Source organism: Arthrobacter sp. Soil761, from assembly GCF_001428325.1.
In the GTDB taxonomy this organism is placed as follows: domain Bacteria; phylum Actinomycetota; class Actinomycetes; order Actinomycetales; family Micrococcaceae; genus Arthrobacter.
Genome location: NZ_LMSF01000023.1, coordinates 88,139 through 114,390 on the forward strand (window position 1 = coordinate 88,139; position 26,252 = coordinate 114,390).

Annotated in this window: 25 protein-coding genes; 8 read left to right on the forward strand and 17 right to left on the reverse strand. The window is 65.5% G+C overall.

Going from position 1 to position 26,252, the window contains the following annotated elements:
* Positions 1-103: 103 nt before the first annotated feature.
* Positions 104-1,474, reverse strand: coding sequence for an MFS transporter (locus ASG79_RS12555; protein ID WP_018770636.1), 1,371 nt, complete (start codon positions 1,472-1,474; stop codon positions 104-106).
* Between the two features lie 265 nt (positions 1,475-1,739).
* On the opposite strand from ASG79_RS12555, the gene ASG79_RS12560 reads away from it, so the two are divergent.
* Genes ASG79_RS12560 through ASG79_RS12570 form a run of 3 tightly spaced genes read left to right on the forward strand, consistent with a single transcriptional unit; the run spans position 1,740 to position 5,466 of the window.
* Positions 1,740-2,204 (forward strand): hypothetical protein, encoded by a 465-nt coding sequence (locus ASG79_RS12560; RefSeq protein ID WP_056391547.1) that lies wholly within the window; start codon positions 1,740-1,742, stop codon positions 2,202-2,204.
* Positions 2,201-3,952 carry a DUF5671 domain-containing protein gene (locus ASG79_RS12565; protein ID WP_056391550.1) on the forward strand — a complete coding sequence of 584 codons (1,752 nt, stop codon included), beginning with the start codon at positions 2,201-2,203 and terminating at the stop codon, positions 3,950-3,952. The genes ASG79_RS12560 and ASG79_RS12565 overlap by 4 nt, the downstream gene beginning before the upstream one ends.
* Before the next feature lie 50 nt (positions 3,953-4,002).
* Positions 4,003-5,466, forward strand: a complete 1,464-nt coding sequence (locus tag ASG79_RS12570; protein ID WP_235509802.1) for a hypothetical protein — start codon at positions 4,003-4,005, stop codon at positions 5,464-5,466.
* Between the two features lie 260 nt (positions 5,467-5,726).
* Here ASG79_RS12570 and ASG79_RS12575 read toward each other — a convergent pair whose 3' ends face one another.
* From ASG79_RS12575 to ASG79_RS12590, 4 genes are all read right to left on the reverse strand, one after another.
* Entirely contained in the window at positions 5,727-5,975 is a 249-nt protein-coding gene (locus tag ASG79_RS12575) for a hypothetical protein (protein WP_018770639.1), read from the reverse strand.
* A 103-nt stretch (positions 5,976-6,078) separates the two neighbouring features.
* Entirely contained in the window at positions 6,079-6,486 is a 408-nt protein-coding gene (locus ASG79_RS12580; protein ID WP_056391555.1) for an SRPBCC family protein, read from the reverse strand.
* A complete protein-coding gene (locus tag ASG79_RS12585) occupies positions 6,483-6,797 on the reverse strand; it encodes an ArsR/SmtB family transcription factor (protein WP_018770641.1) in 315 nt (104 codons plus the stop codon). Before ASG79_RS12585 ends, ASG79_RS12580 begins: the two co-directional genes overlap by 4 nt.
* Before the next feature lie 82 nt (positions 6,798-6,879).
* Positions 6,880-7,182 (reverse strand): hypothetical protein, encoded by a 303-nt coding sequence (locus ASG79_RS12590; RefSeq protein WP_056391561.1) that lies wholly within the window; start codon positions 7,180-7,182, stop codon positions 6,880-6,882.
* A 164-nt stretch (positions 7,183-7,346) separates the two neighbouring features.
* Here ASG79_RS12590 and ASG79_RS12595 point away from each other — a divergent pair, with 164 nt between their 5' ends.
* Both ASG79_RS12595 and ASG79_RS12600 read left to right on the forward strand, forming a co-directional pair.
* The gene (locus ASG79_RS12595) at positions 7,347-8,690 is read left to right on the forward strand and encodes a polysaccharide lyase family 1 protein (protein WP_043425184.1); all 1,344 of its coding nucleotides are present in this window, start codon (positions 7,347-7,349) and stop codon (positions 8,688-8,690) included.
* Positions 8,690-10,561 carry a pectinesterase family protein gene (locus ASG79_RS12600; RefSeq protein ID WP_056391563.1) on the forward strand — a complete coding sequence of 624 codons (1,872 nt, stop codon included), beginning with the start codon at positions 8,690-8,692 and terminating at the stop codon, positions 10,559-10,561. The genes ASG79_RS12595 and ASG79_RS12600 overlap by 1 nt, the downstream gene beginning before the upstream one ends.
* A gap of 61 nt (positions 10,562-10,622) precedes the next feature.
* Here ASG79_RS12600 and ASG79_RS12605 read toward each other — a convergent pair whose 3' ends face one another.
* From ASG79_RS12605 to ASG79_RS12645, 9 genes are all read right to left on the reverse strand, one after another.
* Positions 10,623-12,416 carry an FAD-dependent oxidoreductase gene (locus ASG79_RS12605; protein ID WP_056391566.1) on the reverse strand — a complete coding sequence of 598 codons (1,794 nt, stop codon included), beginning with the start codon at positions 12,414-12,416 and terminating at the stop codon, positions 10,623-10,625.
* A gap of 12 nt (positions 12,417-12,428) precedes the next feature.
* Positions 12,429-13,268 (reverse strand): aldo/keto reductase, encoded by an 840-nt coding sequence (locus ASG79_RS12610; RefSeq protein WP_056391568.1) that lies wholly within the window; start codon positions 13,266-13,268, stop codon positions 12,429-12,431.
* Positions 13,265-14,134 carry a sugar phosphate isomerase/epimerase family protein gene (locus tag ASG79_RS12615; protein ID WP_056391569.1) on the reverse strand — a complete coding sequence of 290 codons (870 nt, stop codon included), beginning with the start codon at positions 14,132-14,134 and terminating at the stop codon, positions 13,265-13,267. The genes ASG79_RS12610 and ASG79_RS12615 overlap by 4 nt, the downstream gene beginning before the upstream one ends.
* A complete protein-coding gene (locus tag ASG79_RS12620) occupies positions 14,131-16,197 on the reverse strand; it encodes an FAD-dependent oxidoreductase (RefSeq protein WP_056391572.1) in 2,067 nt (688 codons plus the stop codon). Before ASG79_RS12620 ends, ASG79_RS12615 begins: the two co-directional genes overlap by 4 nt.
* A gap of 8 nt (positions 16,198-16,205) precedes the next feature.
* Positions 16,206-17,330 carry a Gfo/Idh/MocA family protein gene (locus ASG79_RS12625; RefSeq protein ID WP_056391575.1) on the reverse strand — a complete coding sequence of 375 codons (1,125 nt, stop codon included), beginning with the start codon at positions 17,328-17,330 and terminating at the stop codon, positions 16,206-16,208.
* Between the two features lie 66 nt (positions 17,331-17,396).
* The gene (locus ASG79_RS12630) at positions 17,397-18,137 is read right to left on the reverse strand and encodes an SDR family NAD(P)-dependent oxidoreductase (protein WP_056391576.1); all 741 of its coding nucleotides are present in this window, start codon (positions 18,135-18,137) and stop codon (positions 17,397-17,399) included.
* Positions 18,134-19,045 carry a shikimate dehydrogenase gene (locus ASG79_RS12635; RefSeq protein ID WP_018770651.1) on the reverse strand — a complete coding sequence of 304 codons (912 nt, stop codon included), beginning with the start codon at positions 19,043-19,045 and terminating at the stop codon, positions 18,134-18,136. Before ASG79_RS12635 ends, ASG79_RS12630 begins: the two co-directional genes overlap by 4 nt.
* Positions 19,042-20,415: an MFS transporter gene (locus tag ASG79_RS12640; protein ID WP_018770652.1), complete on the reverse strand. Its 1,374-nt coding sequence runs from the start codon at positions 20,413-20,415 to the stop codon at positions 19,042-19,044. Before ASG79_RS12640 ends, ASG79_RS12635 begins: the two co-directional genes overlap by 4 nt.
* A 131-nt stretch (positions 20,416-20,546) precedes the next feature.
* A complete protein-coding gene (locus ASG79_RS12645; protein WP_056391581.1) occupies positions 20,547-21,449 on the reverse strand; it encodes a LysR family transcriptional regulator in 903 nt (300 codons plus the stop codon).
* Positions 21,450-21,568: 119 nt separating this feature from the next.
* Between ASG79_RS12645 and ASG79_RS12650 the strand changes: the two genes are divergently transcribed.
* Positions 21,569-21,928, forward strand: coding sequence for a VOC family protein (locus tag ASG79_RS12650; RefSeq protein WP_018770654.1), 360 nt, complete (start codon positions 21,569-21,571; stop codon positions 21,926-21,928).
* A 238-nt stretch (positions 21,929-22,166) separates the two neighbouring features.
* Here the strand turns inward: ASG79_RS12650 and ASG79_RS23520 are convergent, their stop codons facing one another.
* The gene (locus ASG79_RS23520; protein WP_155845608.1) at positions 22,167-22,310 is read right to left on the reverse strand and encodes a hypothetical protein; all 144 of its coding nucleotides are present in this window, start codon (positions 22,308-22,310) and stop codon (positions 22,167-22,169) included.
* Between the two features lie 208 nt (positions 22,311-22,518).
* Positions 22,519-23,439, reverse strand: a complete 921-nt coding sequence (locus ASG79_RS12655) for a patatin-like phospholipase family protein (protein WP_056391584.1) — start codon at positions 23,437-23,439, stop codon at positions 22,519-22,521.
* A gap of 190 nt (positions 23,440-23,629) precedes the next feature.
* On the opposite strand from ASG79_RS12655, the gene ASG79_RS12660 reads away from it, so the two are divergent.
* A complete protein-coding gene (locus tag ASG79_RS12660; protein ID WP_056391587.1) occupies positions 23,630-24,109 on the forward strand; it encodes a GNAT family N-acetyltransferase in 480 nt (159 codons plus the stop codon).
* A gap of 14 nt (positions 24,110-24,123) precedes the next feature.
* Here ASG79_RS12660 and ASG79_RS12665 read toward each other — a convergent pair whose 3' ends face one another.
* Complete coding sequence (locus tag ASG79_RS12665; protein ID WP_056391590.1) at positions 24,124-25,149, reverse strand: LacI family DNA-binding transcriptional regulator; 1,026 nt, start codon at positions 25,147-25,149, stop codon at positions 24,124-24,126.
* Between the two features lie 166 nt (positions 25,150-25,315).
* On the opposite strand from ASG79_RS12665, the gene ASG79_RS12670 reads away from it, so the two are divergent.
* On the forward strand, positions 25,316-26,251 hold the full coding sequence (locus tag ASG79_RS12670) for a dihydrodipicolinate synthase family protein (RefSeq protein ID WP_026265982.1): 936 nt from the start codon (positions 25,316-25,318) through the stop codon (positions 26,249-26,251).
* Position 26,252: the final 1 nt, after the last annotated feature.

A 26,252-nucleotide genomic window follows, 5' to 3' on the forward strand; every position in this document is an offset into this window, starting at 1 on the left:
CCTTTCTAATGGATGCAGCTGCTGCCAGGGCATGCCGCGGCAGGTGATTGCGCTGCAGTTGGTGTTGTTTGTGCGAGGGGTTGGTTGAGGGGCCTCTGGTCGCTCAGAGGTGTTTAAGGGGCTTCCGCGACGTTTCGGCGGCGAACAGCACGGCCACCAGGGATACGACAGAGGCCGCCACCAGGTACCAGCCGGGGGCCAGCTTGCTCTGCGTCAGGCCGATCAGCAGTGTGGCCATGAAGGGTGCGGTGCCGCCGAACAATGCATTGGACAGGTTGAAGCTGACTGCGAATCCGCTGTACCGGACCTTGGTGGGGAACAGTTCGGCAAGGAAGCTGGGCAGGGTGCCGTCGTTCAGGGTGAGCATGCCGCCCAGCAGGATCTGGACCAGCACGATGACCAGGAAGTTGCCGGTGTCCAGGAGCATGAAGGCGGGGACGGTCAGGAGGATGAACAGCACGGAGGCGGTGATCAGCATTTTCTTCCGGCCGAACCGGTCCGATGCGATGCCGGTCAGGAAGATGAATCCGATGTAGCTGGCCAGGGCGATGGTGGTGGCCAGGAAGGATTCGGTGGGCCCGAAGCCCAGTTCCTCGGAAAGGTAGGTGGGCATGTAGCTGAGGATGACGTAGAAGCCGACGGCGTTGAGCAGCACTGCCCCGCAGGCAATGATCAGCTGCTTGCGGTAGGTCCGGAACATGTCCAGCGCAGGAGCCTTAGGCGCTGATTCGGCTTGGTCGGCCAGGGCGCGGAAGGCGGGTGTGTCCTCCAGCTTGGTGCGGATGTAGCGGCCGATCAGGCCCATGGGGGCCGCCAGGAGGAACGGCAGCCGCCAGCCCCACTCGTGCAGCTGTTCGGTGCTGAGCACAGAGCTGAGGAGCGCAGCGATCAGGGAACCCAGGAGCAGGCCCGCTGCGGTGCTGGCCGGGACCACCGCGGCGTAGAGTCCGCGGCGGTTGGCCGGGGCGTATTCCACCAGGAAGGCTGAGGCGCCTGCGTATTCGCCGGCTGCCGAGAAGCCCTGCACCACGCGGACCAGGAGCAGCAGGACCGGAGCCAGCATGCCGATGGTTGAGTATCCCGGAATGAGGGCGATGCAGAAGGTGGAGACGGACATGATGACGATGGAGAGCGACAGGGCTTTGCGCCTGCCCAGCTTGTCGCCGATGTGGCCCCAGAAGAAGCCGCCCAGGGGCCGGACGAAGAAGGAAATGGCAAAGACGCCGAAGGTTGCCAGCAGCGCGGTCTGCCGGTCGGCTTCGGGAAAGAATACCGAGGAAATTACGGCCGCGAGATAGCCGTACACGGCGTAGTCGAACCACTCGACGAAGTTGCCGATGAAGCTCGCCGTGACCACCCGGCGTCGAACGTCCTTGCTGGCCACCGGGTTGTCCGCGCCGTGGCCTGCCGCGGAGGGAGCATCAACGTCATTGGCAATGACTCCTGCGACGGGTGAGTTTGATTCGTTACTCATGGAACCACCAGTAAAAGTAGGAGTTGCAGCTGTTGCAACATGGTTGTTTCAAGATAGGCCGTGACGCGTGCCACAGTCAATAGCCGCCTATAAAGTTTCTTAGCCCATTCCACGGAGTGGCAACGCCGTCGCAGGACGAACGCAATCGGCCAGCAATGCCCGATTAAGTTGCGTGAGGCGCAACGTTGTTGAGTTTTCGAGTGGCGGCGGAAAATCAGGTCCTAAGACACGGGCGAAAGCCGCCGACCTGCCGCATACTTGCGCCATGGATGACGCAGCGCGAAAACCGGACCGGATCCTGCTCGCGCTGGCGGGCGTTGTGGTGGTGCTGGTGGTGGTTGCGCTGGCCGTGGTGTTTACCCGGGGTGAGCCGGCACCGCTGGATAAGGCGAGCCCCGCCGGAGTGGTCCAGCAGTACAGCAAAGCCGTGATCGACGGCGACATCCCCACCGCGCAGTCCTTCCTCACCGAGGGTGCCCGGAGCAGGTGCAGCGGGTCCTATGCGGGCGAGCCGCGCCCTGCCCGGGTGGTATTGATTTCGACGACGGAGCGCACCGATTCAGCCACCGTCAAAGTTTCGATCGTGCGGTCATCACAGGGTGGACCGTTCGGCCCCTCAGAGTATGAGATGGAGGACGCCTTCTCGCTCCTCAAGGTGAACGGGACATGGATGATCGACCAGCCGCCGTACCCCCTGATGGCCTGCACCGTGACGCCGGTGAAGCAATGACGGCGCCGGCAGCACCATTGGCTCCCGCTCCCGCCAGCGGCCTGGCCACACTTCGCCGCCTGATCCTGTACGTTCTGCTGTTTGCCTTGGTGGTCATCACGGCGTCAGGCCTCAGCGGACTGCTGGAACGGCTGTTCCGAACGGCGTCTGTCCTGGCGGCGGGCGACGTGGCCGGGCTGGCCCTGTCGCTGGCCTTCACCCTGATCGGCGGACCGCTGGCACTGCTTCTCTGGTGGTTCGTGTGGCGGAGGCTCGACGACGAATCGGAGCGGACTGCGCCCGGATGGGGCCTCTACCTGACCGGTATGTACGCGGTCTCGCTCATCATCGGCACCACATCGCTGCTGGACCTCGCCTCATCTTTTGTTGATGCGAAGGAAAGCCAGTGGCAGTCCCCGTTGGCCAACGCCCTTGTGTGGGCAGCTATCTGGTGGTGGCACCGGTGGATGTGGAAGCACCCCCGCAAACCTTCATCGCACCTTGAGGACGTGCGCGCCGTCGTCGGCTTCGTCTTTGGCCTGTTGCTGGCCGCCGGCGCCTCGATTGCCGCGCTCAGTACGCTGCTGGATGTCGCCATCCGCGGTTTCACGGCCACCGCCACCTTTGAGCCGTGGTGGGTCGACGTCCTCCGGTCCCTCATTTGGGCCGCCGGCGGAGCAGTGGTGTGGTGGTGGCACTGGTTCCGGGAGGGTGGCCGGCGCTACCAAACGGGGCTGGTGGACGTCACCATCATCGTTGTCGGCATCTTCGTCGCCGGGATCTCCGCTTTGGGCGGGCTGGGTGTCATCCTGTTTGTCCTCCTGCGGCTGGCGTTTGACCGGAGCGACCCGCTGAACGACCTGCTCGAACCGCTCGCCCCGGCCATTGCGGCCGCCGTCATCGGCGCCCTGGTGTGGCGGTACCACCGCACCACGTCCGTCCACCGATCACCCCGGACCCGCCGCGCCAGTCTCCTGGTGACGTCGGCCGTGGCGCTTGCCGCGGCCGCGTCCGGCATCGGGGTGGTGGTGAACGCGTTGCTGGCCGCTGCGGTATCGCCACTGGCCGGTGGTGCCACGCGCACCCTGCTCCTGGGCGGCATCAGTTCCCTCGCCGTCGGCGGCCCGGTCTGGTGGCAGGCGTGGAAGCCGAGGCACCAGCCGCGGACGGCAGCCGATATCCCTCCCGGCCGGCGCGTCTACCTGGTGGCGTTTTTCGGTGTCAGTGCGGTGGTGGCGCTCATTACGCTGCTGGTCATTGGCTACCGGCTCTTCGAATTCCTGCTGGGTGACGTTTCGGGCGGCAGCCTTTTGGACCGGATCCGGGCCCCGCTGGGCCTCCTGGTGGCGGCCGGGCTGGTGGCGGGTTACCACTTTGCGCTGTGGCGGCAGGACCGGGCCCTGCTTGCCGCCGCCGCACCCATCCATAAACGGGTGATTGAGCGGGTCACGCTCATCAGCGGCTACGCGCCGGGAACCGTGGACCCGGAGGCGTTGGCACGTGGCATCGCTGATGCCACCGGCGGCGCCAAGGTGACCACGTGGCTGAGGGCTGACGACGGCGGCGCCGGACTTCCGCCGTCGTCCGTCCTTCCTGCCGGGGTGGAGGACATCGTCCCGCAGGTGGCTGCCGCCTTGGAGGGCGTGGCAGCCCAGCATGTCCTGGTGCTGGCAGGGCCGGGAACCCGGCTGGAAGTCACGCCGCTGGTTGCCGCCGGGGGTTCTGCCGTCCCTGGTGGCACGGCGCCGGGCCGGGTCCTACGGCCCTAGCTGGCGTCCGGGTGGCGGCCTAGCGTGGGTGCTGGCAAAGGAGGCCGGCCATGGCAGCTCGTGGAGCCGCGAAGCGCAGCGTTGCTGCTCCACGAAGGAACGGCAGGGGGTGGTTCAGTTGCATGGCGGCCGTCCTGCTCGCCGTGGCCGGCTGTTCCTCCGGTAGCACCACCCAGGGCAGCAGCCCTTCCAACACCTCCGGGCCTGCCCCGCAAACCCCCCTGGCGCCCAGCAGCCCCGGCGCAACGGCATCCCTGTCAAAGCCTGTCTCGGATGCTGAACTTGTGGCCATCATCAACGGCGTGGGCCAGACCCGCAACCTGCCCTTCCCCGCCGCCCATGATTCGGCTTCGCTTCGAAGCGGCGCCGTCAGCGGGTCCTTTCCCTCCACGAAAATGGAAACGACACCCGGGGATTGCGTCGCCTTCGTCCCGCAGGATCCCTTCGCCCGCTGGGCTGACAAGGACATCGGTTTTGCGGAAGGCGGCATGCCGCCGGCCGGTGGTGAGTCCGGCCCCACCACCACCATCATGATCATCCTGCGGAGCGCGGACAAGGACACCATTGCAAAGGCTGATTTCGGTTACGCGGATGATCTCGTGTCCCGCTGCCGCCAGTTCGACCTGGCCTACACCGAGGCCGGCCGGACCTCCACATCCGCCTTCCAACTGCTTGCCGCTCCCCAAGTCGGGGAAAAGCAGCACGGCTTCATGCAGGTCACCAAGCCGACGAGCCATGGGGATATAGGCACCGTGGGGCTTCGGGTCCTGGATGGCACACTGTCCATTACCCTCAGTCTTGGGGTGGCCAGTCTCAACTCTGAGTCTGATGCGAAGCCCGCCCTTGAGGCCATGGCAGGACTTGCCAAGGAGCTCATTGACCAGGCAGGGAAGGGCGCTTCATCAGTGGCAGCGCCGCCGCCAAACTCCCTGACCCCGGACCGGCTGGTGGCCCTGTTCAAGGGCATCACCGGCCCGAACGGGGAACCGGTCAGCCTGCCGCAGGCCACGGTACTTGGGCCGCCTCCCGGCTTCACCCCTGGCGCCTCATCCCAGCTGCCTGATTCCCCTTGCACCATCAGCGACGAGACCTACACCGCCTCGCTGCTTGGGTCCGTCTACGGGCAGGGACAGATTACGGGGGCCAGCAAGAACGACTACACCGATTTCACCGTCATCAGCATGCCCTCGACCATGGGGCCACCCTATCCGTTTGACTCCAGGGCGGAGCGCCTCCGGGGCTGCACGAACGTTAACGAAAGCCTGTTCGGTGGGGGCAGCCGGGCGTGGACCTCGGTGTCCCCCTTGAACCTTGGGGTGGCTGCCGACTCGGGTTACGCCGTGGCCTATCAGCTCTCCGACGGGACGGGTGCATGGCATATCCGGGCCGGCGCGCGCAAGGGGACGCTGTCGATGGAGGCAAACAGCAACACGGCATCACAGTCCGAAACGCAGGCCAAAGCAGACGCGCTGGCCGCCTTCTTCAGCACTGTTTTCTCGCATGCCGGGATGTGAGCTGCGGTGCCGGATGCGGGAACAATCGCGCTGATACTCAAGATTTGCGCAGTTTATCCCGCTGGTGGATTAACCCTCTTCCTTTGGCATTCCGAGGTGCCTAGGGTGGGCACACACGCTTGCCAAGGGGGATAAATGAAAAGCATCGCCGATGGTCCTCAAGACGCTGCAAACCAGGACGTGCAGCAGGTCGCAGCGCCCAATGCACAGGACTCACAAGCTCGGTGAAGCACCTGCTCCTTGGCGTCGACGCCAGGGGCTTAGCTTGATGCGTCCCGCTCGATTTCTTCGGCGAGGTCATCCACTTCCTCAGGGCGGGCCTCAATGCCTGCTTCCTCGAACCGCTCCTCAAGGACGTGGGTAACATCGTCCTGGACGTGGCCCAGTTGGATGTCGTGGCGGACATCCTCGGCGATGCTTTCAGGCGTCTCAAGGTGCTCGGTTCCGGCCACGATCCCGTCGCTGCCGTCAAAGGGGTCGTTGGCGCCGCCCGCTCCTGAATCAGTCATACTCCATCGTTACCCTTCTCCTTCGGGCGGTAAACCCGCGGAAGGCGCCGAAGGGAGCGGACGACGGCGGGCGCGTCCCGCCGTCGTCCGCTCCCCCTAGGCGTCAGGAGACTTCGGCGAGGATCCCGTCAATGCGGGCCAGCAGGCCCGGCCAGCCGTTGCCCATGCCTTCTATGGCATGGCGGCCCAAAGGGGTATCGACTTGGAAGCCCGCGTGTTCGAAGTGGAGGACGGTACCGCCGTCGACCGGTTCGAGCCGCCAGGTGATGGTGGTGTCCAGCTGGCCTTCGGAGAAGAGGAAGCTGATGGAGCTGCCCTCCTCCACGGCAAGGACCTCGCACTGCTGCCGGCCCCAGGCGTCCATGTCCATGGTGAAACGATGTCCCGCCACGGGCTCAATATCGCCGGGCGCCCACCAGCGCGCCAGCAGTTCCGGTGTGGTCAGTGCAGCCCACACCGCCGGGGCAGGGTGCGGGTAGTGGCGTTCCAGCCGGATGGCATTCTCGGTCATGACGGATTCTCCTCGTCCAAAAGGTCTGCCAGCGCGTCCAGCCGCTGGTTCCAGTAGTGCTCAAAGTTCTTTACCCAGCCGCCGACCTCGGCGAGGGCGGCAGGCTGGAGGTGGTACACCCGGTTCCGGCCCTGCCGCTCCTCGCGGACCAGCCCCACCTCGCGAAGCACGGCCAGGTGTTCGGACGCGGCGGGGCGGCTGAGGTCCAGCAGGCCGGTAAGCTCACCGGCCGTCCGCGGTCCCTGCCGAAGCTCGTCCAGGATGGTGCGCCGTGCCGGGTTGGCTACGGCGGCAAAGACATCGGGAAGCACACCCAAAGTATATGTCGGAATTTCCCGACGTATCAAGGCGGGTTCCGCTGGGCGGCTCCGCTGGCTCGGGTCTGGCGACGCCTTAGCGTCCGGGCTTCGCCCGCCGTCCCAACCGGTAGCCGGCCCAGAATGCGAGCACCAGCAGCCCGGCGGCCATGATGGCCAGGCCTATCTGGGTCCCTTGGGTGACGAAGGCCGCGCCGTTGGCGCTGAAGGGCGTCTTGCTCAGCGGCGCATAGGCAAACCAGCCGGTGAAGTTGCGGTTCAGGTACGCGATCAGGCAGCCAAGCAGCACCGCCGCCGCACCGAGCACTGGCACGACGGCGGCTGGAAGCTTGCCGCGTTTGGACGGTTGGCGCTCTTCAGGCATGTTGTTCTCCCCCATGCAGGCGAGTCTAGTCGGAGTAGAACTATTGCCGAGAAACCGTTTTCTGGATATGGTCCTTGTCAGCGCTCACAAATGTCGGCGGCATAGTGGCCCCGGTCCTGGGCGCAGTTCATTCCAATGACGGAAGAGAGAACATGCGAAAAAGCAGTACGCACTTATCCATGTCTGCAGCCATTGCCATTGCAGGAGCACTCCTCGTTGCCGGACCGGCAGGAGCTTCCCCAGTTCCAGTGGCGGATCCCACGGCCCAGACCGCCCAGACGCCGCTTGAGCGCCAGATTCTTCCCACTGGAAACGGCTGGGCATCCGAAGGTACTGGAACCACCGGCGGCTCGGCAGCAGAGGCCGCCAATGTTTACGACGTCTCCACAAAGGCGGAACTGTTGGCTGCATTCGCCACCGGCGGCAACCAGCCCAAGATTGTCCGTGTTCACGGCAGCATCGACGCCAACACTGCCGCGGATGGTTCGCCACTCACCTGCGAAAGCTACGCGGACGGCACGAACTACAGCCTGGCGCAATACCTCGAGGATTTTGATCCGGCAACCTACGGCCGGGACCGCAAGCCGGAGGGCCCGCAGGAGGACGCGAGGCGCCTGGCCGCCGCAAAGCAGGCGAAGACCATCCGGTGGGACATCCCAGGCAACACCACCATCGTCGGTGCCACTCCCGGCAGCAGCATCACCGGCGCAGCCCTCCGCATCAACGGAGCCAGCAATGTCATCGTCCGTAACCTCACCCTGCGGGACGCTGCCGACTGCTTTCCCGCGTGGGATCCCACAGATGGCACTGAGGGGAACTGGAACAGCGAATACGACCTGCTGCAAGTCATCAACAAGGCCACGCACGTCTGGATCGACCACTCTGCTTTCACGGACGCCCCCAGTCTCGACAGCTCCCAGCCGCTCTACTTCGGCCGCCCCTACCAGGTGCATGATGGCGCCGTCGATGTCACCAACGGATCGGACCTGGTAACCATGTCCTACAACCGGTTCTCCGACCACGACAAGCTGCTGCTGATCGGCTCCACCGATTCGCCCACGCGCGGGGACCCCGGCAAACTGCGGGTCACCATCCACCACAACGTCTTTGAAAATGTGGGCCAGCGCGCGCCACGCGTCCGGTTCGGCCACGTGGATGTGTACAACAACCACTTCAAGGTGACCGAAGACAGCGCCATCCCCTACGAATACAGCCTGGGCGCCGGGTTCAGCTCACACCTCTACGCGGAGGCGAACGCCTTCACGCTTCCAGCCGGCGTTGATGCGGCAGAGATCATCGGCCGCTACAAGGGAACGGCCATTACCACCACCGCCAATGCAGTCAATGGCAAGATCACCGACATTCGCGCCGAGTACAACGCCGCCGCGGCGCCCGCAGACCAGCTGGCCGAGGACACGTCCTGGCTACCTGCCCTGCGCACCCAGGTCCACCCGGCCCAGGCCGTGCCGGCACTGCTCAAGGACTCCACGGGCCCGGTCTTCACGGCCGGAGGCGACCTCTGATGGCTGCCATCCTGCCCAGCCGCCGCAGCGTCCTGACAGCGCTGGCACTCACCGCCGGCGCCGCAGCCTTCCCTGGAACGGGCATGGCGGCGGCCTTCGCCCAAGCTGGCCCCGACCCCACGAAACCCCGCAACAGGCCGGTCATCTTCGTGGTCGGGGACTCGACGTCGTCGGCCTACCAGCAGTCCGAGCGCCCCCGCGCCGGTTGGGGCCAGGCCCTGCCACTCCTGTTGGGGTCGCAGGCAACCGTCTTTGATTACGCATGGTCCGGCGCCTCCTCGAAGAGCTTTGCCGACGCCGGGCTGCTGGACCAGGTGCTGACCTTGATGCAGGCGGGCGATTACCTGCTGGTCTCCTTCGGCCACAATGACGAAAAGGTGGCGGACCCAGCGCGCGGAACGCTCCCGGACACCACGTTCAAGGAGTACCTGGGCAGGTACATCGACGGGGCCAGGGCACGCGGGGGAAAACCTGTTCTGGTCACCCCGGTGGAACGCCGCCGCTTCGACTCGTTCGGCAATGCGAAGGACTCCCACGGAGCGTATCCGCAGGCTGTCCGGGAGCTTGCCGCCGCGTCCGGCACTCCTTTGGTGGACCTCACCGCGTCCTCGAAGCAGCTCTGGCAGCAGCTGGGGCCGGAAGGAACCAAGTCGCAGTTCTTTTTCCTGGCTCCCGGCGAGCACCCGCAGTACCCTCAGGGTTCGGAGGACAACACGCATTTTCAGGCCGCCGGCGCGGTGGCGGTGGCCCGCCTCGTGGCACGTGAACTGCAGTCCAAGGAGATCGTCCCGCCGGGCTATTTCCAGAACATCGATGCCGTCACGGAACCCCTGCTCGACATGTACTGGCCGGCCGAGCGGCCCATCGACGTCCCGATGACGCTCGACGTCGGACCCGGCAGGACGTTCGCTACCGTACAGGCCGCCGTGGATTCCGCGCCTGCGGGGAGCCTCCAGCGGGCCGTCATCAGGATCCAGCCCGGCACCTACCGCGAAGCCGTGCGGGTTCCGGCTGACAAGCCGCGGATCTCCTTCATCGGCCAGGGCGGACGTCCCGAGGATGTGGTGCTGGTCTTCAACAACGCGTCCGGCACCCCCAAGCCGGGTGGCAGCGGGAACTTTGGCACCTCCGGCAGCGCGTCCGTCCGGATCGACGGGCCGGACTTTGTGGCCCGGAACCTGACCATCAGCAACGATTTCGACGAGGCAGCCAACACGGGGATGAAGGACCGCCAGGCCGTGGCGCTGCACATCACGGCGGACCGGTCGGTGCTGTCCAACATCAGGCTGTTGGGCAACCAGGACACCCTGCTGGTCAACTCACCGGCTGCAGGCGTCCAGGCCCGTTTCTACTTTGACGGCTGCTATGTGGAAGGCGACGTGGACTTCATCTTCGGCCGCGGAACGGCCGTCTTCAGAGGCTGCGAAATCAAATCCCTGGATCGGGGTTCCACCACCAACAACGGTTACGTGACGGCGGGCAGCCAGGACCTGTCCATCCCGCACGGTTACCTCTTCGACCAGTGCCGGCTGGTGTCGGACGCGGCGAGGGACACCGTCCATCTCGGCAGGCCGTGGCATCCCAGCGGCGACCCGAAAGCCGTTGCCCAGGTCCTGGTGCGGGACTCCTGGCTTGGCGCCCACATCTCCGGCACGCCGTGGACGGACATGAGCGGCTTCTCCTGGCGCGAGGCGCGGTTCCATGAGTACAACAACCACGGCCCCGGCGCGCAGGTTACCCCCGACCGTCCGCAGTTGCCCGCGGCTGAGGCGGCCAAGTACACGGCCAGGACCTACCTGCAGGGAAGTGACGGGTGGGCGCCGCAGCTCGCTGGTTCAAGGGCGGATTGCAGCGTGGTGCCTGCCGTTTAGTCCCGGGACGGGAAAGCCCGGTTCCGGCAGGGGAGCCGGGCTCTCGCAGCTTGCACGTCTCTCAACCTGGATGAACTTGGCTCCCCTGTACTCCCGGTTCGGGGGTGTTGTCGTCTTCATACTCCGTAGCGTCCGCGAGGCGGCGCCCCGCAATGTACCCAAAGGTCAGCGCGGGGCCCAGGTTGATTCCGCCAGCCGGGTAGTGCCCACCCATGACTGAGGCCTGGTCGTTGCCCGCAACGTAAAGGCCGCTGATGGGCTGGCCCTGCGTATCCAGGACCCGTGCGTGGTGATCGGCTGCGAGTCCGGCAAAGGTACCGAAGGATCCGGGGACAATTTTCACTGCGTAGAAGGGGCCCTTCTCCAGGGGACGCAATGAAGGGTTGGGGGTGTTTCCGGGGTCGCCGCCGTACCTGTTGAACTCGGTCTCTCCGCGGTTGAAGTCGGGGTCGATGCCCAGGCGGGCATTGGCGTTGAAGGCTGCCACTGTGGCCGTGAGCCCTTGTGGATCAATCCCGCATGCTGCCGCCAGTTCCTCAAGGGTGTTGCCCTTCTTGAGGTAGCCGGACCGTATGTACGGGAAGAGAGGCACCGGCAGGGGTTTCGCCATGCCCAGGGGGAACTTCCGCACGAACGCGGCATCGGCGATTAGCCACGCCTCTACGGGCTCACCCTCGGGGGTCGCATTGAGCAGGCCTTCAACGTAGTCGTAGTAGCCGTTTGCCTCGTTGACGAACCGCTTGCCATCCCGGCGGACTCCGATGCTGCCCGGCTTGGCACGGTCCATGATGTGCGGAAACGTACCGGTCCGTCCGTTCCGGTACGGGACCAGCGACACCGGGCACCATGCAGCGGGCGACGCGACATCGGTCTCGAAGCGTGCCCCAATGGCCTGGGCCATGGTGATGCCGTCCCCGGTGGTTTCCTTCGGTGCCAGTGTCCAATGCTCCCGGCCCGTGGGGTTCCCGGGGAACAGCGCCTTGCGCCGGGAGATGTCATTGGGGAAGCCGCCTGCGGCCAGGACGACGCCGCGGGAGGCATTGATCTGCAGCTCACCTTGCGGGGAACTTACGACGGCGCCCGTCACCGTGCCGGAACCGTCGGTAAGCAGGTGCTTGGCCGGGGTGGAGACGCGGATTTCCGCCCCCAGGTCATCTGCCGACTTCAGCAGGCGCCCGGTGAGGGCCGTGCCGTTGACAAGCTGCATGTTCCGGCGGTGTGTGAGGAGGTCCAGGAGGTGGAAGCCCACCCGCCAACCTGCATGGACGATGCCCCTGATGTTGCCACGGGAGGCGGAGAGGAACTTGGTCAGGTCAGGACCCGCCATGATCCCCATTCCAAGGAACGAGGTTTCGTAGAGCTGGTGGCGCATCTTGGCGCGCAGCTCTGGCTTGATCCGGCGGGCGTTCATTGGCTTGGGCCCCACTGAGCGGTGGCCGGCGCCCGCGCCCGGGGTGTTGCCGTAGATGTCCTTGATCTTGGTTCCCGGCACGAACTGGAGGCTTGTCTTGTTCTGGAAGAAGCCAACCATGTGCGGGACCGCTTCCAGAAAGGCCTCTACCCGCTCCTCCTGATAGTTCCGGCCGAGACAGTGGCGCAGGTACGTACGGAACAGTTCCCGGTCCTCGGCGACGCCGTCGGCTTTGGCCAATGGATTTCCCGGCGTCCAGGCCCACCCACCGGACCATGATGTGGCCCCGCCGCAGACCTCGGCTTTTTCCACCACAATGACCTTTAAGCCGTGGTAGGCAGCCGTGACGGCGGCGGACAGGCCGCCGGCCCCGGAGCCGACCACCAGGACGTCGCAGTCTATCGTCGGCAGGGCAGATGAAGGTGTTGTTGATGATGCAGTCATTTCGGTGCTTTCTTAATGGAAGAAGGTATCGGAGTCCAGGCGCGGCGGCGCGCCGGTCTCCAGGGCGTCGATGGCCTCAAGCTGTTCCGGTGCCAGGGCAAAGCCGAAAACGTCCAGGTTCTCGCGCTGGCGTTGGCCGTCCGCGGACTTCGGCACCGCCACCCGGCCGTGCTGGACATGCCAGCGCAGGACAATTTGGGCGGGGGTTTTGCCGAGCTGCCGCGCCGGTCCGGTCACCGCAGGATGGCCGAGGAACTTACCGTTGCGGCCCAACGGGCTGTAGGCGGCAGTGACTATCCCGTGCCGACGGTGCCAGGCCAGTTGCGCCGGCTGGCCGTGCTCGGGGTCCACCTGGACCTGGTTCAGCGGGACGGCAAGGCCTGCGTCCTGAACGAGCCGTAGATGCGCCGGCTTGAAGTTGGAGACGCCCCAGGCCCTGATGGAGCCGTCATTGACAAGTTCCTGCAGTCCTTCGCAGGCTTCGACGAACCTCCCCTGGGTTGGGTTGGGCCAGTGAACCAGGAACAAGTCCAGGTAGTCGACGCGGAGCCGCTTTACAGCCTCGCCGAAGGCATCACGCACTCCGCTGCGGCTGTGCCACCGGCTGTTGAATTTGCTGGTGAGGAAAAGGTCTCCGCGCCCGATACCGCTGCGGCGGATCCCCTCCCCCACCGCTTCTTCGTTGCCGTAGTTCTCGGCCGTATCGATATGCCGGTAGCCGTTGCCGATGGCCTGCTGCACCGCCGCTGCGGCGCCCTCACCAGTCAAGGGCCATGTTCCCAGGCCGACGAGCGGAATGCGCAGACCCGGCGTAAGCTCCGCCGTCGTGATCTCGCTTGTGGTGGCGCTCATGTCGCGGCCACCGCGCGGACAGAGCTGTTCGACTGCCTACTGCCGGCCTGCGCCAGCACAGTGTCAACGCCTGCCTTGAGCCGGCGTGCCCAGCCGAGCTCGCCGAATTCCGCCACGCGCCGGTCCGAGGGCACCTCCGCACTGACCGGAAGTCCGGACGGCACCGCGGCAACCGCCTCCGCAAGGCCGAACCCGCCCTCGCCGGGAATCCCGCGCTCACACCGCGACTCTAAGACCAGCGCCTCACGGCTGACCGGCTGTGCTGCCGGCCCGTCGCACAGCTGCAGGAGCGGCACGAGGTCCGCGTTGGCGCGCAGCTCCTTCCACTGGGCGGCCGCGCCCGGACCGCTGCAGCGGTTGAAGTGGAGGGTATCCACCACGATCCCGCAGCCCGCCTGTCGCGCGATGCCAGCTGCATGGGCGATGGAGGCGACCGGCTGGTAGGAGATCGCCTCCAGGGTGGGTGTGATGCCGAAACCTCGACCGTCCTCGGTCATCCGCGCCAGTGTGTCCGTCAGGCGGGTGCTGTCCGGATCGCCGCCGGCCACCGTCAGGGAACTGGCACCGAGTGCGTGGCCGGCTTCCATCATCCGCAGCCACGCGTCGCGCTGGTCGCTTCCGTCAAGAAGCAGGAATTCGATGTCCCGTACGCCGACGCCCGTGTCCTGGATCCGGGCCAGCGTTTCGCGCAGCATCGGTGAACCGGGCTGCAGCTCGTAACGCCGTTCGGACGGCGTTACGGGCCGGACCCGGACGCCGACGAAATCAAAGCCCGCCCGGGCTGCCACGCCCACAAGTTCAGGCGGGGCCGTGTTCAGCAGGGACAGCTGGGCCAGGCCGATGGGCCTGTGCGCATTTCCGGTCATGACGATGCTCCGTTCAGGCTCAATTCGGTGTTTGCGGCGGCGCCGGACGCCAGCAGCCCGGCGATCCTCTGCGCTGCGTCATAGCCGCTCTTGACGGCGTTGGAGGCAATGGCCGGGGCCTGGTCCGCCACGGTCCCGGCCAGCGTCACCGGCACGGTGGCCTGGCGGCCCAGCTCTCCGTCCCGGATCTGCGCCGGGACGGACCCGTCAAGCGGAACCACGGAGCGCGAAACCAGGAGCGGTCCCGGCGCGTCCAGCCACTCCCCCTCGGGAGCCAGGCCCGGACCGCTGATCCGGACCCGGCCGCCGTCGTACTCTTCAATCGTCGAGCCAAGCCGGATCCGTACCCGTGGGTTGGCCTCAAGCCGGGGCACGGCCAGGATCTTGGCCCTCCGCCCGGATTCCGGCGCGATGGCCTCCTGCGGGCCCACCAGGAGCACAGCCGTCCCCCTGTGGGCCAAAGTGTCAGCGACGCTCATGGCGACGGAGTCCGCTCCCCAGATGGTCACGGCATCAGGGACTTCACTGTCTGACGGACTGGCGCCGAGAACCTCCGGGTGCTTGGCGAGCCACTCGCGGACATCCATAACGTTGGCGGAGTCTGCCCCGGTGAATCCTGCCGCGGGTCGGAGACCCCCCGTTGCCAGCACGACGGCGTCTGCTTCCATGCCGCGGACAAGGTCGTCCAGGCGGCCGGTATTCACGTGGACCCCCAGCCGGACATCGATGCCCAGCCGTGTATTCTCCTCCGCGGACCATTCGGCAAAACGGTGGAAGTCCGGCGTGGACTTCATCCGCTCGGCGAGGGCGAACTGACCGCCCGCGCGGGCGCCGTCGTCGAGGACGGTCACCTGCGCTCCCGCTTCAGCAAGTTCCCGGGCTGCCGTAAGGCCCGCAGGGCCGGCACCCACCACGACAACGCGGGATCCTTCGCGAACGGCAGGTGTGGGAACGGGAACGCGGGAACGTCCCACGGCCGGGTTAACGGTGCAGGTCACCTGGCCGAGCCCCAGGTTGTCGATGCAGACGTTGCAGGCGATGCAGGGACGGTAGCGGCCGCCCTGGAGGACGCCGCCGACGAAAGCCGGGTCGGCGTGGATGGCGCGGGCAAGGCTGACGAAATCGCAGGTTTCCTCCCGGAGTACTTCTTCGATGATGGCCGGGGAGTTCAGGCGCCCCGCCATCCCAAGGGGCAGGCTGAACTGTCGGTACGCCTTGGCGTAGTCAGCGAGGATTCCAGGCTTCCATTCGCCGGATTGCACAATCCATTCGCCGGCTTCATAGCTGCCGGCGGAGAGGTCCAGGAAGTCCAGGTGCTCCAGGTGGGCCCTGGCGATGATGGCCACCTGCTGCTCGGCGGTGATGCCGTCCGCTGGACCTTCAACAACTGACACCCTCATGCCCACAATGGTGTCCGGGACAGCCGCCCGCACTGCATCGATGACCAGGTTCATGAAACGTTCCGGGGCGGCGAATTCATCCGTGCGGTGGTTGGAAATGGGCGACATGAACTGATGGATCAGGTAGCCGTGGGCGCCGTGGATGTTGATGACGTCGAACCCTGCTTGGACCGCCCGGCGGGCGGCGTGGGCGTAGGCTTCCGCCAGTTCGTGGCACTCTTCCACAGTGAGTTCACGCGGAACCTCGCCGCCGGCCACCTCGCACGCCACCGGTGAGGGCGCCACGTTCCGGAGACCGGACACGGCGGCCTGGGCGGTGCGCCCACCATGGTTGAGTTCGACGGCGGCCAGCGCACCTTCCGCGTGCAGGGCGTCCGTGAGTCTGCGCAAACCCGGGATCATGGCATCACTGTGCAGGCCCAGCTGGTGGGTGCGGCCCTTGCCGTCGGCGCGGACATACGTGGCCTCGGTGGTGACCATCCCCAGCCCGGCTTTGGCGCGGGTCACCAGATAGTCGATGTACTGCTCGGTGATCCGGCCGTCGGCGGTTCCGTAATTGCGTTCCATGGGAGCGGAGGCGAGGCGGTTACGGAGAGTTTTTGGGGTGCGGCCGTTGCGGCCCAGGGTGAGCGGACGGGCGGCGTGGCGTGTGTTGGATTCCATGACGTTCCTTAACCTGCAACCCGAACACGGGGCAGGGTATCTGACGGCAGTTGGGTGAAGTGGACGGGTTTGCCGGTACGGGACGATTCGTAAACCGCCAGCAGGATCCGCAGGGCCTTCGTGGCGTCCCGGCCTGTGATGGCCGGTTCGCCTCCTTCACGGACGGCCCGGACAAAATCCTTGACCTGGGAGGTGTGGTGGGCGATGAGTTGGCCATTGATCCTTTCCAGGGGAACGTTCGCCTGCATTCCTTCCGGGTAGGCAGGCTCGGTGCTGACCGTCCCGGATACTGCCCACAGGTCCACCCGCCCGTCGCTGCCTTCCGGGAATTCGGTGAGGGACGCGGAGGCACCGGTCTCCCCCGTGATCCTGACCTGCACGCCAAGGCTCGGGGACACCGCCGTCGACGCTTCAAGGGTGGCCATGGCACCGGAGGTGAAGGTAATGACGGCCGTCGCTGAGTCCTCCACTTCGATGTGCCCGCCGTGCTTGTAGGTGGTGATCTTCCCGTAGACCTCTGCCACATCTCCCATGAACCACTGCAGCAGGTCGATGTAATGGATGGCCTGGGTCATCAGGACGCCGCCGCCGTCGTTGGCCCACGTTCCGCGCCAGGCATCCCGGGAGTAGTACTCCGCTTCGCGGTACAACATCACCGAGCATTGGCCCATGATGGGCCGGCCCAGCGTGCCGTCGTCAATCGCTGCACGGATGCGCTGCGCGGCAGGCCAGAACCGGCGTTGGAAGAGGACGCCCAACTTCACCCCGGCATCCCCGCAGGCCTTCACCATCCGCTCAGCCGATGCCAGCTCAATGGCGATGGGCTTTTCACAAAGAACATGGACGCCTGCCGCAGCGGCCTGCAACACCACATCCTCATGGGTGGGGTGCGGCGTGCAGACGGAGATGATATCCAGGCCCAGGTCCAGGAGCTCCCGGACGGTGCTCACTGCCGCCGGGATCCCCCACGCCCCGGCAGTGCCACGCGCACGGTCCAGGTCGATGTCGCAGACCCCGGCGATGGTGACGTGGTCAAGGGCGCGGAAGGCCTCCAGGTGGTTGCGGGAGATTGCGCCGCATCCTGCGATTCCAATCCGGAGAGGGCGGGCGGTGGGAGGTGGTGCGGTGTTCATCGACTGGTGCCGTCTTTCTGGTGCGGTGGGAAAGTGTGTGGGTCCGGGCGGCCGGCTGGTTCCGGCCTAGTAGGTGGCGCGGCCGCCGGACAGGTCGAAAACGAAGCCAGTGGTGTAAGAGGCCGCCGGCGAAATGATGAATTGGATGAGCGAGGCCGCCTCGGCGGGCGTGCCGAACCTGCCCATCGGGATTTTGGCGGCCTGGGCTGCCTGTTGTTCCTGCGGAACTTCGGCGAAGAGCGGGGTTACAACATTGCCCGGGGCGAGGGCGTTGACGGTGACCCCTGACAGCGCAAACTCCTTGGCGAGGGACTTGACCAGGCCCAGGATCCCGGCTTTGCTGGCGGAGTAGGCGGCCATGTTGGCCACGCCTTCCTTGCCGGCTGTCGAGGAAATGTGGAGCAGCCGGCCGTAGCCTGCTTCTGCCATTCGCGGCAGGACGGCCCGGGAGACGATGAACGCCCCGGTCAGGTTGATCCTGATGATGCGTTCGAAGTCTTCCACGGACATGTCCGCCGCAGGGGACACGGGACCCAGGATGCCGGCGCAGTTCACCACCGCGTCGAGCCCTCCCATGTCCTCCGTTGCGGCGGACACGGCCGCAGCAACGGACCTCGGGTTGGTGACGTCCATGGCCAGTGACGAGGTCCCGGCTTCTCCGGGCCAGGTGGCCGAGGGCAGGTCGGCGCCGACCACCGCCGCCCCGGACGCCCGAAGGCATGACGCCGTCGCACGCCCGATGCCGCTGGCTGCCCCGACCACCAGGCAGCGGGACCCGGTGATGGTGGCCGGTGCCTGGCGTGTCATCGGCTAACCGCCCGTCGGAAGTTGGCAAGCATGCGGTCAGCGTCTGCGGGAATCCCGGTGAAGAGTTCGAAGGCGGCGGCTGCCTGGCCAACCACCATGCGGCCGCCGTCAAGTACAGCGCAGCCCTTGCCACGCGCTGCCCTGATCAATTGGGTTTCGAGCGGCCGGTAGACCACGTCCGCCACCCACAGGCCGGGGTGGATGAGGTCCGGATCCACCGGTGTACCGGGGTGGCCTGTCATGCCGATGGGCGTGGAGTTCACCAGCCCGTCGGCCTCCCGGAGGCTTCCGGCGATGGCATCCGTCCCGCTCACTGACAGCTGGCTGCCCGGGAAGTGCCGGGCGAGCCTGGCGGCGAGATCTTCGGCCCTTGCCGGTTCAATATCAGCAATGACCAGGTTCCTGGTTCCGGCGCTGAGCAGCCCGAAGGCCACTGCCGCACCGGCTCCCCCGGCACCGATCTGAACCACTGAGCCGGTCGTTGCGGTCGGAAGGCCGGCCCGGAGACCGCCGATGAAGCCAACGTGGTCCGTGTTGTGGCCCACCGCCCTTCCGTTGTGGAAAGTGACGGTGTTGACGGCACCGAGGATCCGGGCTTCGGGTGAGAGTTCGTCGAGGCCGTCCTGCACCAGTTGTTTGCTCGGATGGGTGATGTTCAGGCCGTCGAATCCGAGGTCTGCTGCGCGCCGCACCAGTGCCGCGGACCGCTCTGCGGGTTCTCCGATGACGTCCAGATCGATGACTCGGTACGTGTAGGAAAGGCCCAGGCTATCGGCTTCCGCTTCATGCAGGGCCGGGGTCAGTGAGCCGCCGATCCCCGATCCGAGCAGTCCGACGACAAACCGGTGGCCGGTATCGGCTTCACGTGGTTGGAATGACCACAGGCCAGGCAGCGCGAGCTGGCTCATGCCTGCACCTTGGCGGTGGCTGCCGCAGGAATGGCGGACGACGCCGGGTGGCGCGCCAGGTCAGACTTCTTCAGTCCCAGCTGGGCAGTTGGAGTCTTGAAGGTCTCGGGTGCCATCAGCGCAGCGACCGCGGAGATGGCACAGGCCACCGCGGCGAAGGTTGCGACCGGCACCCAGTTGGCTTTGTCCCCACCGATCAGCAGCTCGGAAATGACCGGGGCGAATCCGGCCAGGAGCAGTCCAAACATGAGGCTGATGGCCATGCCCGAGTACCGGACCCTGACCGGGAACTGCTCCGGGAAGTAGGCGGGGTAGATGGAGTTGGTGGACGTGTAGGCGACACCGATCAGCAGGATGCCGGTGAGGAAGATCAGCGGGACGTTCGCGGCGGAGAGGGCCATGAAGAACACGTAGATCATGCCGATCTGCAGCAGCAGCCCGGAGACGAAGACGGGTTTGCGGCCGATCCGGTCCGACAGCATGCCTGCCAGCGGACCCATGGCGACGGCGGCAAGGTTCGCGACGGCGATCACCGTCAGCATGAGTCCCTTTTCCACGCCGACCACCGAGGTGGCGTAGGAGAGGGCGAAGACGTTGATGATGGTGTTGATGATGGTGAACAGCGACATTGCCGTGACGCGGATGACGGTTGCCCAGTGATGCCGGAACAGCGTAACAAGCGGTACCTTGACCACTGCGTCGTGCTCTTTGACTTCCTCGAAGACGGCAGGCTCTTCGAGGAGGCGGCGGAGGATAAAGGCGATGACTGTGACTACTGCGCTGGCGAGGAAGGGGATGCGCCAGCCCCAGGAGAACAGCTGGTCTTCGGGCATGGATGCCACCGGAATAAAGACGAGGGTGGAAAGCACGATGCCGAACATGATGCCGCTCATCGTCCAGCTGGTGTAGAAGGCGCGCTTCCCGTCAGGGGCGTGCTCAAGGGTCAGTGAGCTTGATCCGGGTGATTCGCCGCCCGCCGAAAGTCCCTGCACAAGGCGAAGAACCACGATGAGGATGGGCGCTGCCATCCCAATTTGGCTATAGGTAGGCAGGCAGCCGATGAGGAAGGTCGAGGTACCCATTAGCAGCAGGGTCAGGAGCAGGACCCGCTTGCGGCCGAACTTGTCGCCGAGGTGCCCGCAGACCACTGCTCCGAGCGGGCGGGCGATGTAGGCAACGCCCACCGTTGCAAAGGACAGCAGCATGGCGGAGGGACCGGGCGCGAAGAACAGCTTGCCGAAGATCAGCGCTGCCGCGGAGCCGAAGATGAAAAAGTCGTAGTACTCAAGTGCGCTGCCCACGAAGCCGGATACGGCCGCGATTTTCGCGTTGTTTTTGGGGCGTGCTGGAGCCGATGTCGACACTGACATGGAGTTCCCTTTCTTGTGGTTCGCCGCTTGATGCGGCTGCTCCATCCAGTGTGGCTGTCATCACTTAGCTAGTCCACGACTAAAATGATCTATCACTATGCTGCTATTCCACTAAGTGGAGTTAGGTGCCGTCAGCGGGGAATCTCCGGAAAGATCTCTTCGACAACTCCGAGCACAGCGGCCAGGACGGCTGAATCGTTCTCCGCCGACCACGCGATGGCATGGTTCATGAAATGCGGCGGGTCATCCAGGGCCACGTATGTGGCTCCGGAGGGAATGATGCCCGCTATCCCGCTGCTCATCAGGGTGACGCCCACACCGGCGGCGACGAAGGTCAACACCATGTAGGGGTCTGACAACTCCTGGACGATGCGGGGACGGAATCCCGCCGCCTGGCAGGCCGCGAGCATCACGTCGGTCATTGACGATGAGCCATCCAGCGGCGGGGAAATGAAGTCGTCGGTTGCCAGTGACTTCAATGGGATGGACTGTTCCTGGGCCAGCGGATGGTCCAAAGGAAGTACCGCGCCGACTTCCTCACTGGCAACCAGCCTGGTCATCACCGACGCTGGCGGGGATTCGGGAAGGCCAACGAAAGCAAGGTCGAGAGCGCCCTTCGCGACGCTGGCCAGTCCATCAGCCGTTCGGACCCGGCTGGTGAGGTCCATCTTGATGTCGGGATAGCGACGCCGGACGGCGCGGGTGAGCGGCGGAAGAGTGAGATGGTTTACAGCACCTGAGAATCCAATCCTGATGTTGCCACGGACGCCCGCCTCCTCGGTCTGGGCCGCCTCCCGGGCAAGGCGCATTTCATGGAGCACACGGTACGCCCGCGGCAGCAGGGCATACCCTGCCGGTGTGAGGGCTACGCTTCTGGTGTTGCGTTCAAAGAGACGCATCCCCAGGTCCGCCTCCAGCTTCCGGATGGTCTGGCTCAGCGGCGACTGCGAAGTGTGCAGGCGCTGTGCGGCACGGCCGAAATGCAGTTCTTCGGCAACCGCAACAAATGCTTCCAGCCAGCGGATCTCTGTCATATCTTCAGAATTTACTCTTTCGTGCCTATTGCCGTGGGCGCGCAGCTTTCGCAGACACCGGCGCTCCCCCATGCGCAGGAACCTGGCCGGGCCCCAAGGACCGGGTTTAGGCTGGGCGGATGTTGACCATCGGAACCATCGTCCTCGGCGTCAACGACGTTGCCGCCGCCGCCAACTTCTGGAACGCCGCCATCGGCTACGTCCCGCGGGAACCTGGCGACGACACGTGGGTGACCCTCGTGCCGGCGTCGGGCCCTGGCGCGGAACTGTCCCTCCAGCTCAGCGAAACGCCCGTCCAGGACCACCCGCGGATCCACCTGGACCTCTACGCGGATGACCAGGCTGCGGAGGTTGACCGGTTGGTCTCGCTGGGCGCCCAGCGGGTGGACTGGGACCTGTACCCGGATGACCCGGACTTCGTGGTCCTGGAGGATCCGGACGGGAACCGGTTCTGCGTCATCGACAAAAGCCCGCGATAGCGCCGTCACCGGAAACAAGCCCGCCGCCGGCACCACTACTTCCCGCGCGACACTGTCAACGCCGGCTACCTGCGGGAGAGCGGCAAAAACACCTTCTGGCGCGGCGTCACCATCGGAGGACTGGCAGTCAGGCAGGAAGGACGACGGCGGGTGGGCACCCGCCGTCGTCCTTCCTGCTTTGATCCCGGCCGTCAGCAGCGGGCGGCCGGGCTAGGAGTTCCGGCCGCCCGCGCGCCTGTCAGCGCTGGTTCTTGCGCGGCTTCACGATGTTGAGTATGCCGCTTTCATGTTTCGCTTTTTTGTCGGCCCGTTTTTCAAGAATCGACTTGCCGACCTTTTTGGCAGCGGAGCCCCTGGGAGATTTTCCGGACATCGGAATCACGCCTTTCCTTGCTTGCGATACCCGCCACCCTACGCCGTTTTATTTATTTATCCAGCCCTCCCAAAATCGCCCCACGCAGCCGCCTCCGCCTGCCCTGCGGCGGGGTCTGGTCATTTTCGGAGCGGAGTACAAAAACATTAGATTGATGATTTTGCTGATTTGGGCATGGCGCCGAAATTTCCGAAATTGCCGCAGGAAAACCACCCACTCAACGCCAGAATTCAGTGAGCTGCGGGGCCAGCTTTTCACCGTGGCCGAACCCAGCCCGGGCCGCGGCCGGACGAAGTGACAGATCCATGGCGTTGGCGCCAAACATGTGCTCGGAACCGCTGTCCGGGAAGACCGTTTCCACCCTGCTCCCACCTGCGGTCAGCTCCGCCATCTGCGCGGTGAGCTGCATGCCCCATTCGAGCGGCATCCGGGTCCTGCCGCCAAAGGGCGAAAGCACCAGGACGCGCCCGTGCCCCGCGGCAAGGTCGGCGTTCTCGTTGCGCCGGTAGCCGCCGTCGATATAGCGCCTGTCCCCGATCCCGTAGGCGAACCCGCTGGCACAGCTGGCGGCGACGGCGTCCACCAGGTCCACGCCGCTGTTGCGGTCGAAGACGGCCGGTTCGCCGGTGCGGGCATCGACCGCCGTAATGAGCAGCCTGTGCTGCGGCCACTCCCGGATTGGCAGCCGGCTGGCGACGGTTTCGCGCCACCGCCCGGTGGCGTCATGCGCGGAAGCGAGGTCCAGCGCCAGCGCGCCCATCCTGCGGCGCATGTCGGCTGGATCTGCAGCTGAGGCGATGATCCTGTCAGTCCGCTCGAGGTGGTCGGACACCGGCCTGGCGGGACTCACCCCAGCAGCTGCTCCGGCCGGAGCCGTTCGTTGCTGCGGCGCAGCGTCAAGGACGGCCGCATAGAGTTCGGCGGGAGGGGCGCCGGCGATCTGGGCTGCAGCTGTTGACCCGGCGGAGGTGCCGATGACCAGCTCGGCGCCGGCCACGTCCAAACCGGCATCGGCCAGCCCGGCGAGGACGCCGATCAGCCATGCATTTCCTGTTGAGCCGCCGCCGCCAAGGACCAGTGCCCGCCCGGAAGACACCGCGGAGGTGCCGTGCGGGGTTAAAGAAGGTGTTGAGTTCATGGGAGTCGCCCTTCGCGAATTGCCTGATTCGGCGCTCCCGGTGGCGACTAGTTCAGCCGCTCGATCGTGGACTGCGGGGAGCACCCATTGCGGATACAGCATTCATGGGTCTCACCTCCTGCGGCCTGGTCACGATCATGGGAATCTTGGCACACCTGCTGGGCCGGGCGCAACGGGTAAATTTGTAGCGATGATTTTGATTGAGCGGGACAGCCCCGCGCGTGATGACGTCCGTCTGCTCCTGAGCGAGCACCTGGCGGACATGTTCGTCACCTCGCCCGCCGAAAGCGTCCACGCCCTGGACCATTCCGCGCTGTCCGGGCCGTCCATCTCGTTCTGGACCGCACGCGAGGACGGCGCGCTGCTGGGGTGCGGCGCCCTCAAACTTTTGCCCTCCCCCGCCGGCACCGCAAGGCACGGCGAGATCAAGTCGATGCGCACCACGGCAACGGCGCGGGGACGGGGTGTGGCCACCCTCATGATTCGGCATATCCTTGAGGACGCCCGTGCCCGGAACCTTGGGCACGTCTTCCTGGAGACCGGAACAGAGGATTACTTCGCGCCCGCACGGCGTCTCTACGCCCGGCACGGTTTCACCGAGTGCCCGCCCTTCGCCGACTACGTCCTGGACCCCAACAGCGTGTTCATGGAGCTGAGGCTCCAGGCGTAAGGGTAGACGCCCCCTTACCGCGGAAAGTGTTTGGGGGCGCCGCTGGATTCGCGGGGAATGAGCGTTGGAAGGGATTTCCGTATGCGCGGTTCCTTTCCGGGATTCACAATGAGGTCGATCGCGGTGGCGGCGATCTGGTCCAGGGGTACCCGCACGGACGTCAGGGGCGTGGAGAGCCTGGCAGCCAGGGGGATGTCGTTATAGCCCACGAGGGCCAGGTCTTCCCCTATCTCGATCCGGTGATGGTGCGCAGCGGCAATGACCCCCATGGCAATGTTGTCATTGGCTGCGAATATGGCTGTGGGTCGGTTTCCCGCAGTGTGTCCAAGCAGGGTTTCACCTGCCGAATATCCATTCTCGATGCCGTATCCGGCCGCGATCAGCCATTCTTCGCGCGGCTGTATCCCTGCTTCGCTCAGTGCTTTCCGGGCTCCTGCCAGGCGTGCGGTTCCGGTTGATGTGAAGGCGGGACCGGTAACAACCGCGATGTCACGGTGACCGAGGTCAATGAGGTGGCGTGCGGCGAGGTATCCGCCAATCTCGTCGTCTCCGAGCGCGGAGGGGCTGATACCGTCGGTGCGCAGCACCAGCGCATGGGCTACCCGGCGCTCACGCAGCCGCCGGGGGAGTTCGTCATCGAGGCGTGCCGTGGCGAGAATCAACCCGTCGACGTTTCTGTCCAGGAGTGTTTCGGCTGCGCGTCGTTCATCCTCGGGGTCATCCCCACTGGTAGCGACCATGGCGAAGTAGCCGCGGGAAGACGCGGCCTTTTCGAGTTCTTCGAACATCAGGGCCATGACGGTGTCGCTCAGGCGGGGGACCAAGACACCCAACGTCCGGGTCTCGCCGCGGCGAAGACTGGAGGCGAAGGAGTTCCGCCGATAGCCGAGCTCCTCGGCGATTTTCCGGACATGTATTGCGGCCGCTGAACGGGACGGGGTGCGTTCATCCAGGGCCCGGCTGGCCGTGGAGATGCTGACGCCACTGGCAGCTGCGACGTCCTTCAGGGTAACGATCTCAGCCGGTAAGGCCCGTTCCATCGCGGTTCTCCTCTTCAGCAAGGGTGTAACAGACACTCTATTCCTCCAACATGCAAACGTTCCCTTGACAGTGAGCTGCGACACGTGCAAACTTGAAAACGTTCCTGCAAACGTTCCCATACTAGCGGAACTGCCAACTATCAAAGAAGACAAGAAGGTAGCTGTAATGACACTCGATCTCCGCGGACTCAGCCCCGCACCTGTCACCCCGTTCACCGAAGATGGCGCTGTCGACTTCGCTGCGATCCAGCGTCTGGGTTCGTGGCTCGGATCGATTGAGGGCGTGAAGAGTCTCGTCGTCTTGGGCCACGCCGGCGAAGGCACGTTCCTTACCGAAGAGGAGCAGCTGGACGTCATCCGCGCGTTCGTGGCGTCCACCGACGGCCGCATTCCGGTCGTGGCGGGCATCACGAAGGAGGGCAACAAGACCGCGGCCCTCGAGGCCAGGAAGGCCGTCGAGGCCGGCGCGTCAGCTGGTCTCGTCTACCCCTCGCACGGGTGGCTGCGCTTCGGATACCAGAAGGGTGCCCCGCAGTCGCGCTACCAGGAGATCTACGAAGAGTCGGGCCTGCCGCTGATCCTCTTCCAGTACCCCGATAACACCAAGGCGACCTACGACCTCGACACCCAGCTGGAGATCGCCGGCCAGGAGGGCGTCTTTGCCACGAAGAACGGTGTCCGCAACATGCGCCGGTGGTACACCGAGATTCCCGCACTGCGCGCCGCGTACCCCGAGCTGCAGGTGCTGTCCTGCCATGACGAGTACCTGCTCCCGACAATGTTCGATGTCGACGGTCTGCTCGTCGGCTACGGCAACATCGCCCCCGAACTGCTCGTCGAACTGATCGAGGCCGGCAAGGCGCAGGACTACAAGCGTGCCCACGCCATTCATGAGCGGCTGCTGCCAGTGACCAAGAACGTTTACCACCGCGGCTCCCACATGGAGGGCACCGTCGCCTTGAAGTGGGGCCTGGTGAACCGCGGAATCCTCGAGCACGCCACAGTGCGCACCCCGCTCCTTCCCCTGCCGGAAGGCGCCGAGACCGAAATTGCGGAAGCCTTCGCCGCCGCAAACATCGGCAAGGTCACCGCCACTGTCTGAT

Excerpts from the sequence above, each read along its gene's own strand:
- ASG79_RS12610 (WP_056391568.1), bottom strand. The coding sequence starts at position 13,268 with ATGAGCGCCACCACAAGCGAGATCACGACGGCGGAGCTTACGCCGGGT.
- ASG79_RS12640 (WP_018770652.1), bottom strand. The coding sequence starts at position 20,415 with ATGTCAGTGTCGACATCGGCTCCAGCACGCCCCAAAAACAACGCGAAA.
- ASG79_RS12555 (WP_018770636.1), bottom strand. The coding sequence starts at position 1,474 with ATGAGTAACGAATCAAACTCACCCGTCGCAGGAGTCATTGCCAATGAC.
- ASG79_RS12665 (WP_056391590.1), bottom strand. The coding sequence starts at position 25,149 with ATGGAACGGGCCTTACCGGCTGAGATCGTTACCCTGAAGGACGTCGCA.
- ASG79_RS12650 (WP_018770654.1), top strand. The coding sequence starts at position 21,569 with ATGTTGACCATCGGAACCATCGTCCTCGGCGTCAACGACGTTGCCGCC.
- ASG79_RS12565 (WP_056391550.1), top strand. The coding sequence starts at position 2,201 with ATGACGGCGCCGGCAGCACCATTGGCTCCCGCTCCCGCCAGCGGCCTG.
- ASG79_RS12625 (WP_056391575.1), bottom strand. The coding sequence starts at position 17,330 with ATGAACACCGCACCACCTCCCACCGCCCGCCCTCTCCGGATTGGAATC.
- ASG79_RS12645 (WP_056391581.1), bottom strand. The coding sequence starts at position 21,449 with ATGACAGAGATCCGCTGGCTGGAAGCATTTGTTGCGGTTGCCGAAGAA.
- ASG79_RS12620 (WP_056391572.1), bottom strand. The coding sequence starts at position 16,197 with ATGGAATCCAACACACGCCACGCCGCCCGTCCGCTCACCCTGGGCCGC.
- ASG79_RS12605 (WP_056391566.1), bottom strand. The coding sequence starts at position 12,416 with ATGACTGCATCATCAACAACACCTTCATCTGCCCTGCCGACGATAGAC.
- ASG79_RS12655 (WP_056391584.1), bottom strand. The coding sequence starts at position 23,439 with ATGAACTCAACACCTTCTTTAACCCCGCACGGCACCTCCGCGGTGTCT.
- ASG79_RS12600 (WP_056391563.1), top strand. The coding sequence starts at position 8,690 with ATGGCTGCCATCCTGCCCAGCCGCCGCAGCGTCCTGACAGCGCTGGCA.
- ASG79_RS12595 (WP_043425184.1), top strand. The coding sequence starts at position 7,347 with ATGTCTGCAGCCATTGCCATTGCAGGAGCACTCCTCGTTGCCGGACCG.
- ASG79_RS12575 (WP_018770639.1), bottom strand. The coding sequence starts at position 5,975 with ATGACTGATTCAGGAGCGGGCGGCGCCAACGACCCCTTTGACGGCAGC.
- ASG79_RS12660 (WP_056391587.1), top strand. The coding sequence starts at position 23,630 with ATGATTTTGATTGAGCGGGACAGCCCCGCGCGTGATGACGTCCGTCTG.
- ASG79_RS12570 (WP_235509802.1), top strand. The coding sequence starts at position 4,003 with ATGGCAGCTCGTGGAGCCGCGAAGCGCAGCGTTGCTGCTCCACGAAGG.
- ASG79_RS12635 (WP_018770651.1), bottom strand. The coding sequence starts at position 19,045 with ATGAGCCAGCTCGCGCTGCCTGGCCTGTGGTCATTCCAACCACGTGAA.
- ASG79_RS12580 (WP_056391555.1), bottom strand. The coding sequence starts at position 6,486 with ATGACCGAGAATGCCATCCGGCTGGAACGCCACTACCCGCACCCTGCC.
- ASG79_RS12630 (WP_056391576.1), bottom strand. The coding sequence starts at position 18,137 with ATGACACGCCAGGCACCGGCCACCATCACCGGGTCCCGCTGCCTGGTG.
- ASG79_RS12670 (WP_026265982.1), top strand. The coding sequence starts at position 25,316 with ATGACACTCGATCTCCGCGGACTCAGCCCCGCACCTGTCACCCCGTTC.
- ASG79_RS12615 (WP_056391569.1), bottom strand. The coding sequence starts at position 14,134 with ATGACCGGAAATGCGCACAGGCCCATCGGCCTGGCCCAGCTGTCCCTG.
- ASG79_RS12560 (WP_056391547.1), top strand. The coding sequence starts at position 1,740 with ATGGATGACGCAGCGCGAAAACCGGACCGGATCCTGCTCGCGCTGGCG.
- ASG79_RS12590 (WP_056391561.1), bottom strand. The coding sequence starts at position 7,182 with ATGGGGGAGAACAACATGCCTGAAGAGCGCCAACCGTCCAAACGCGGC.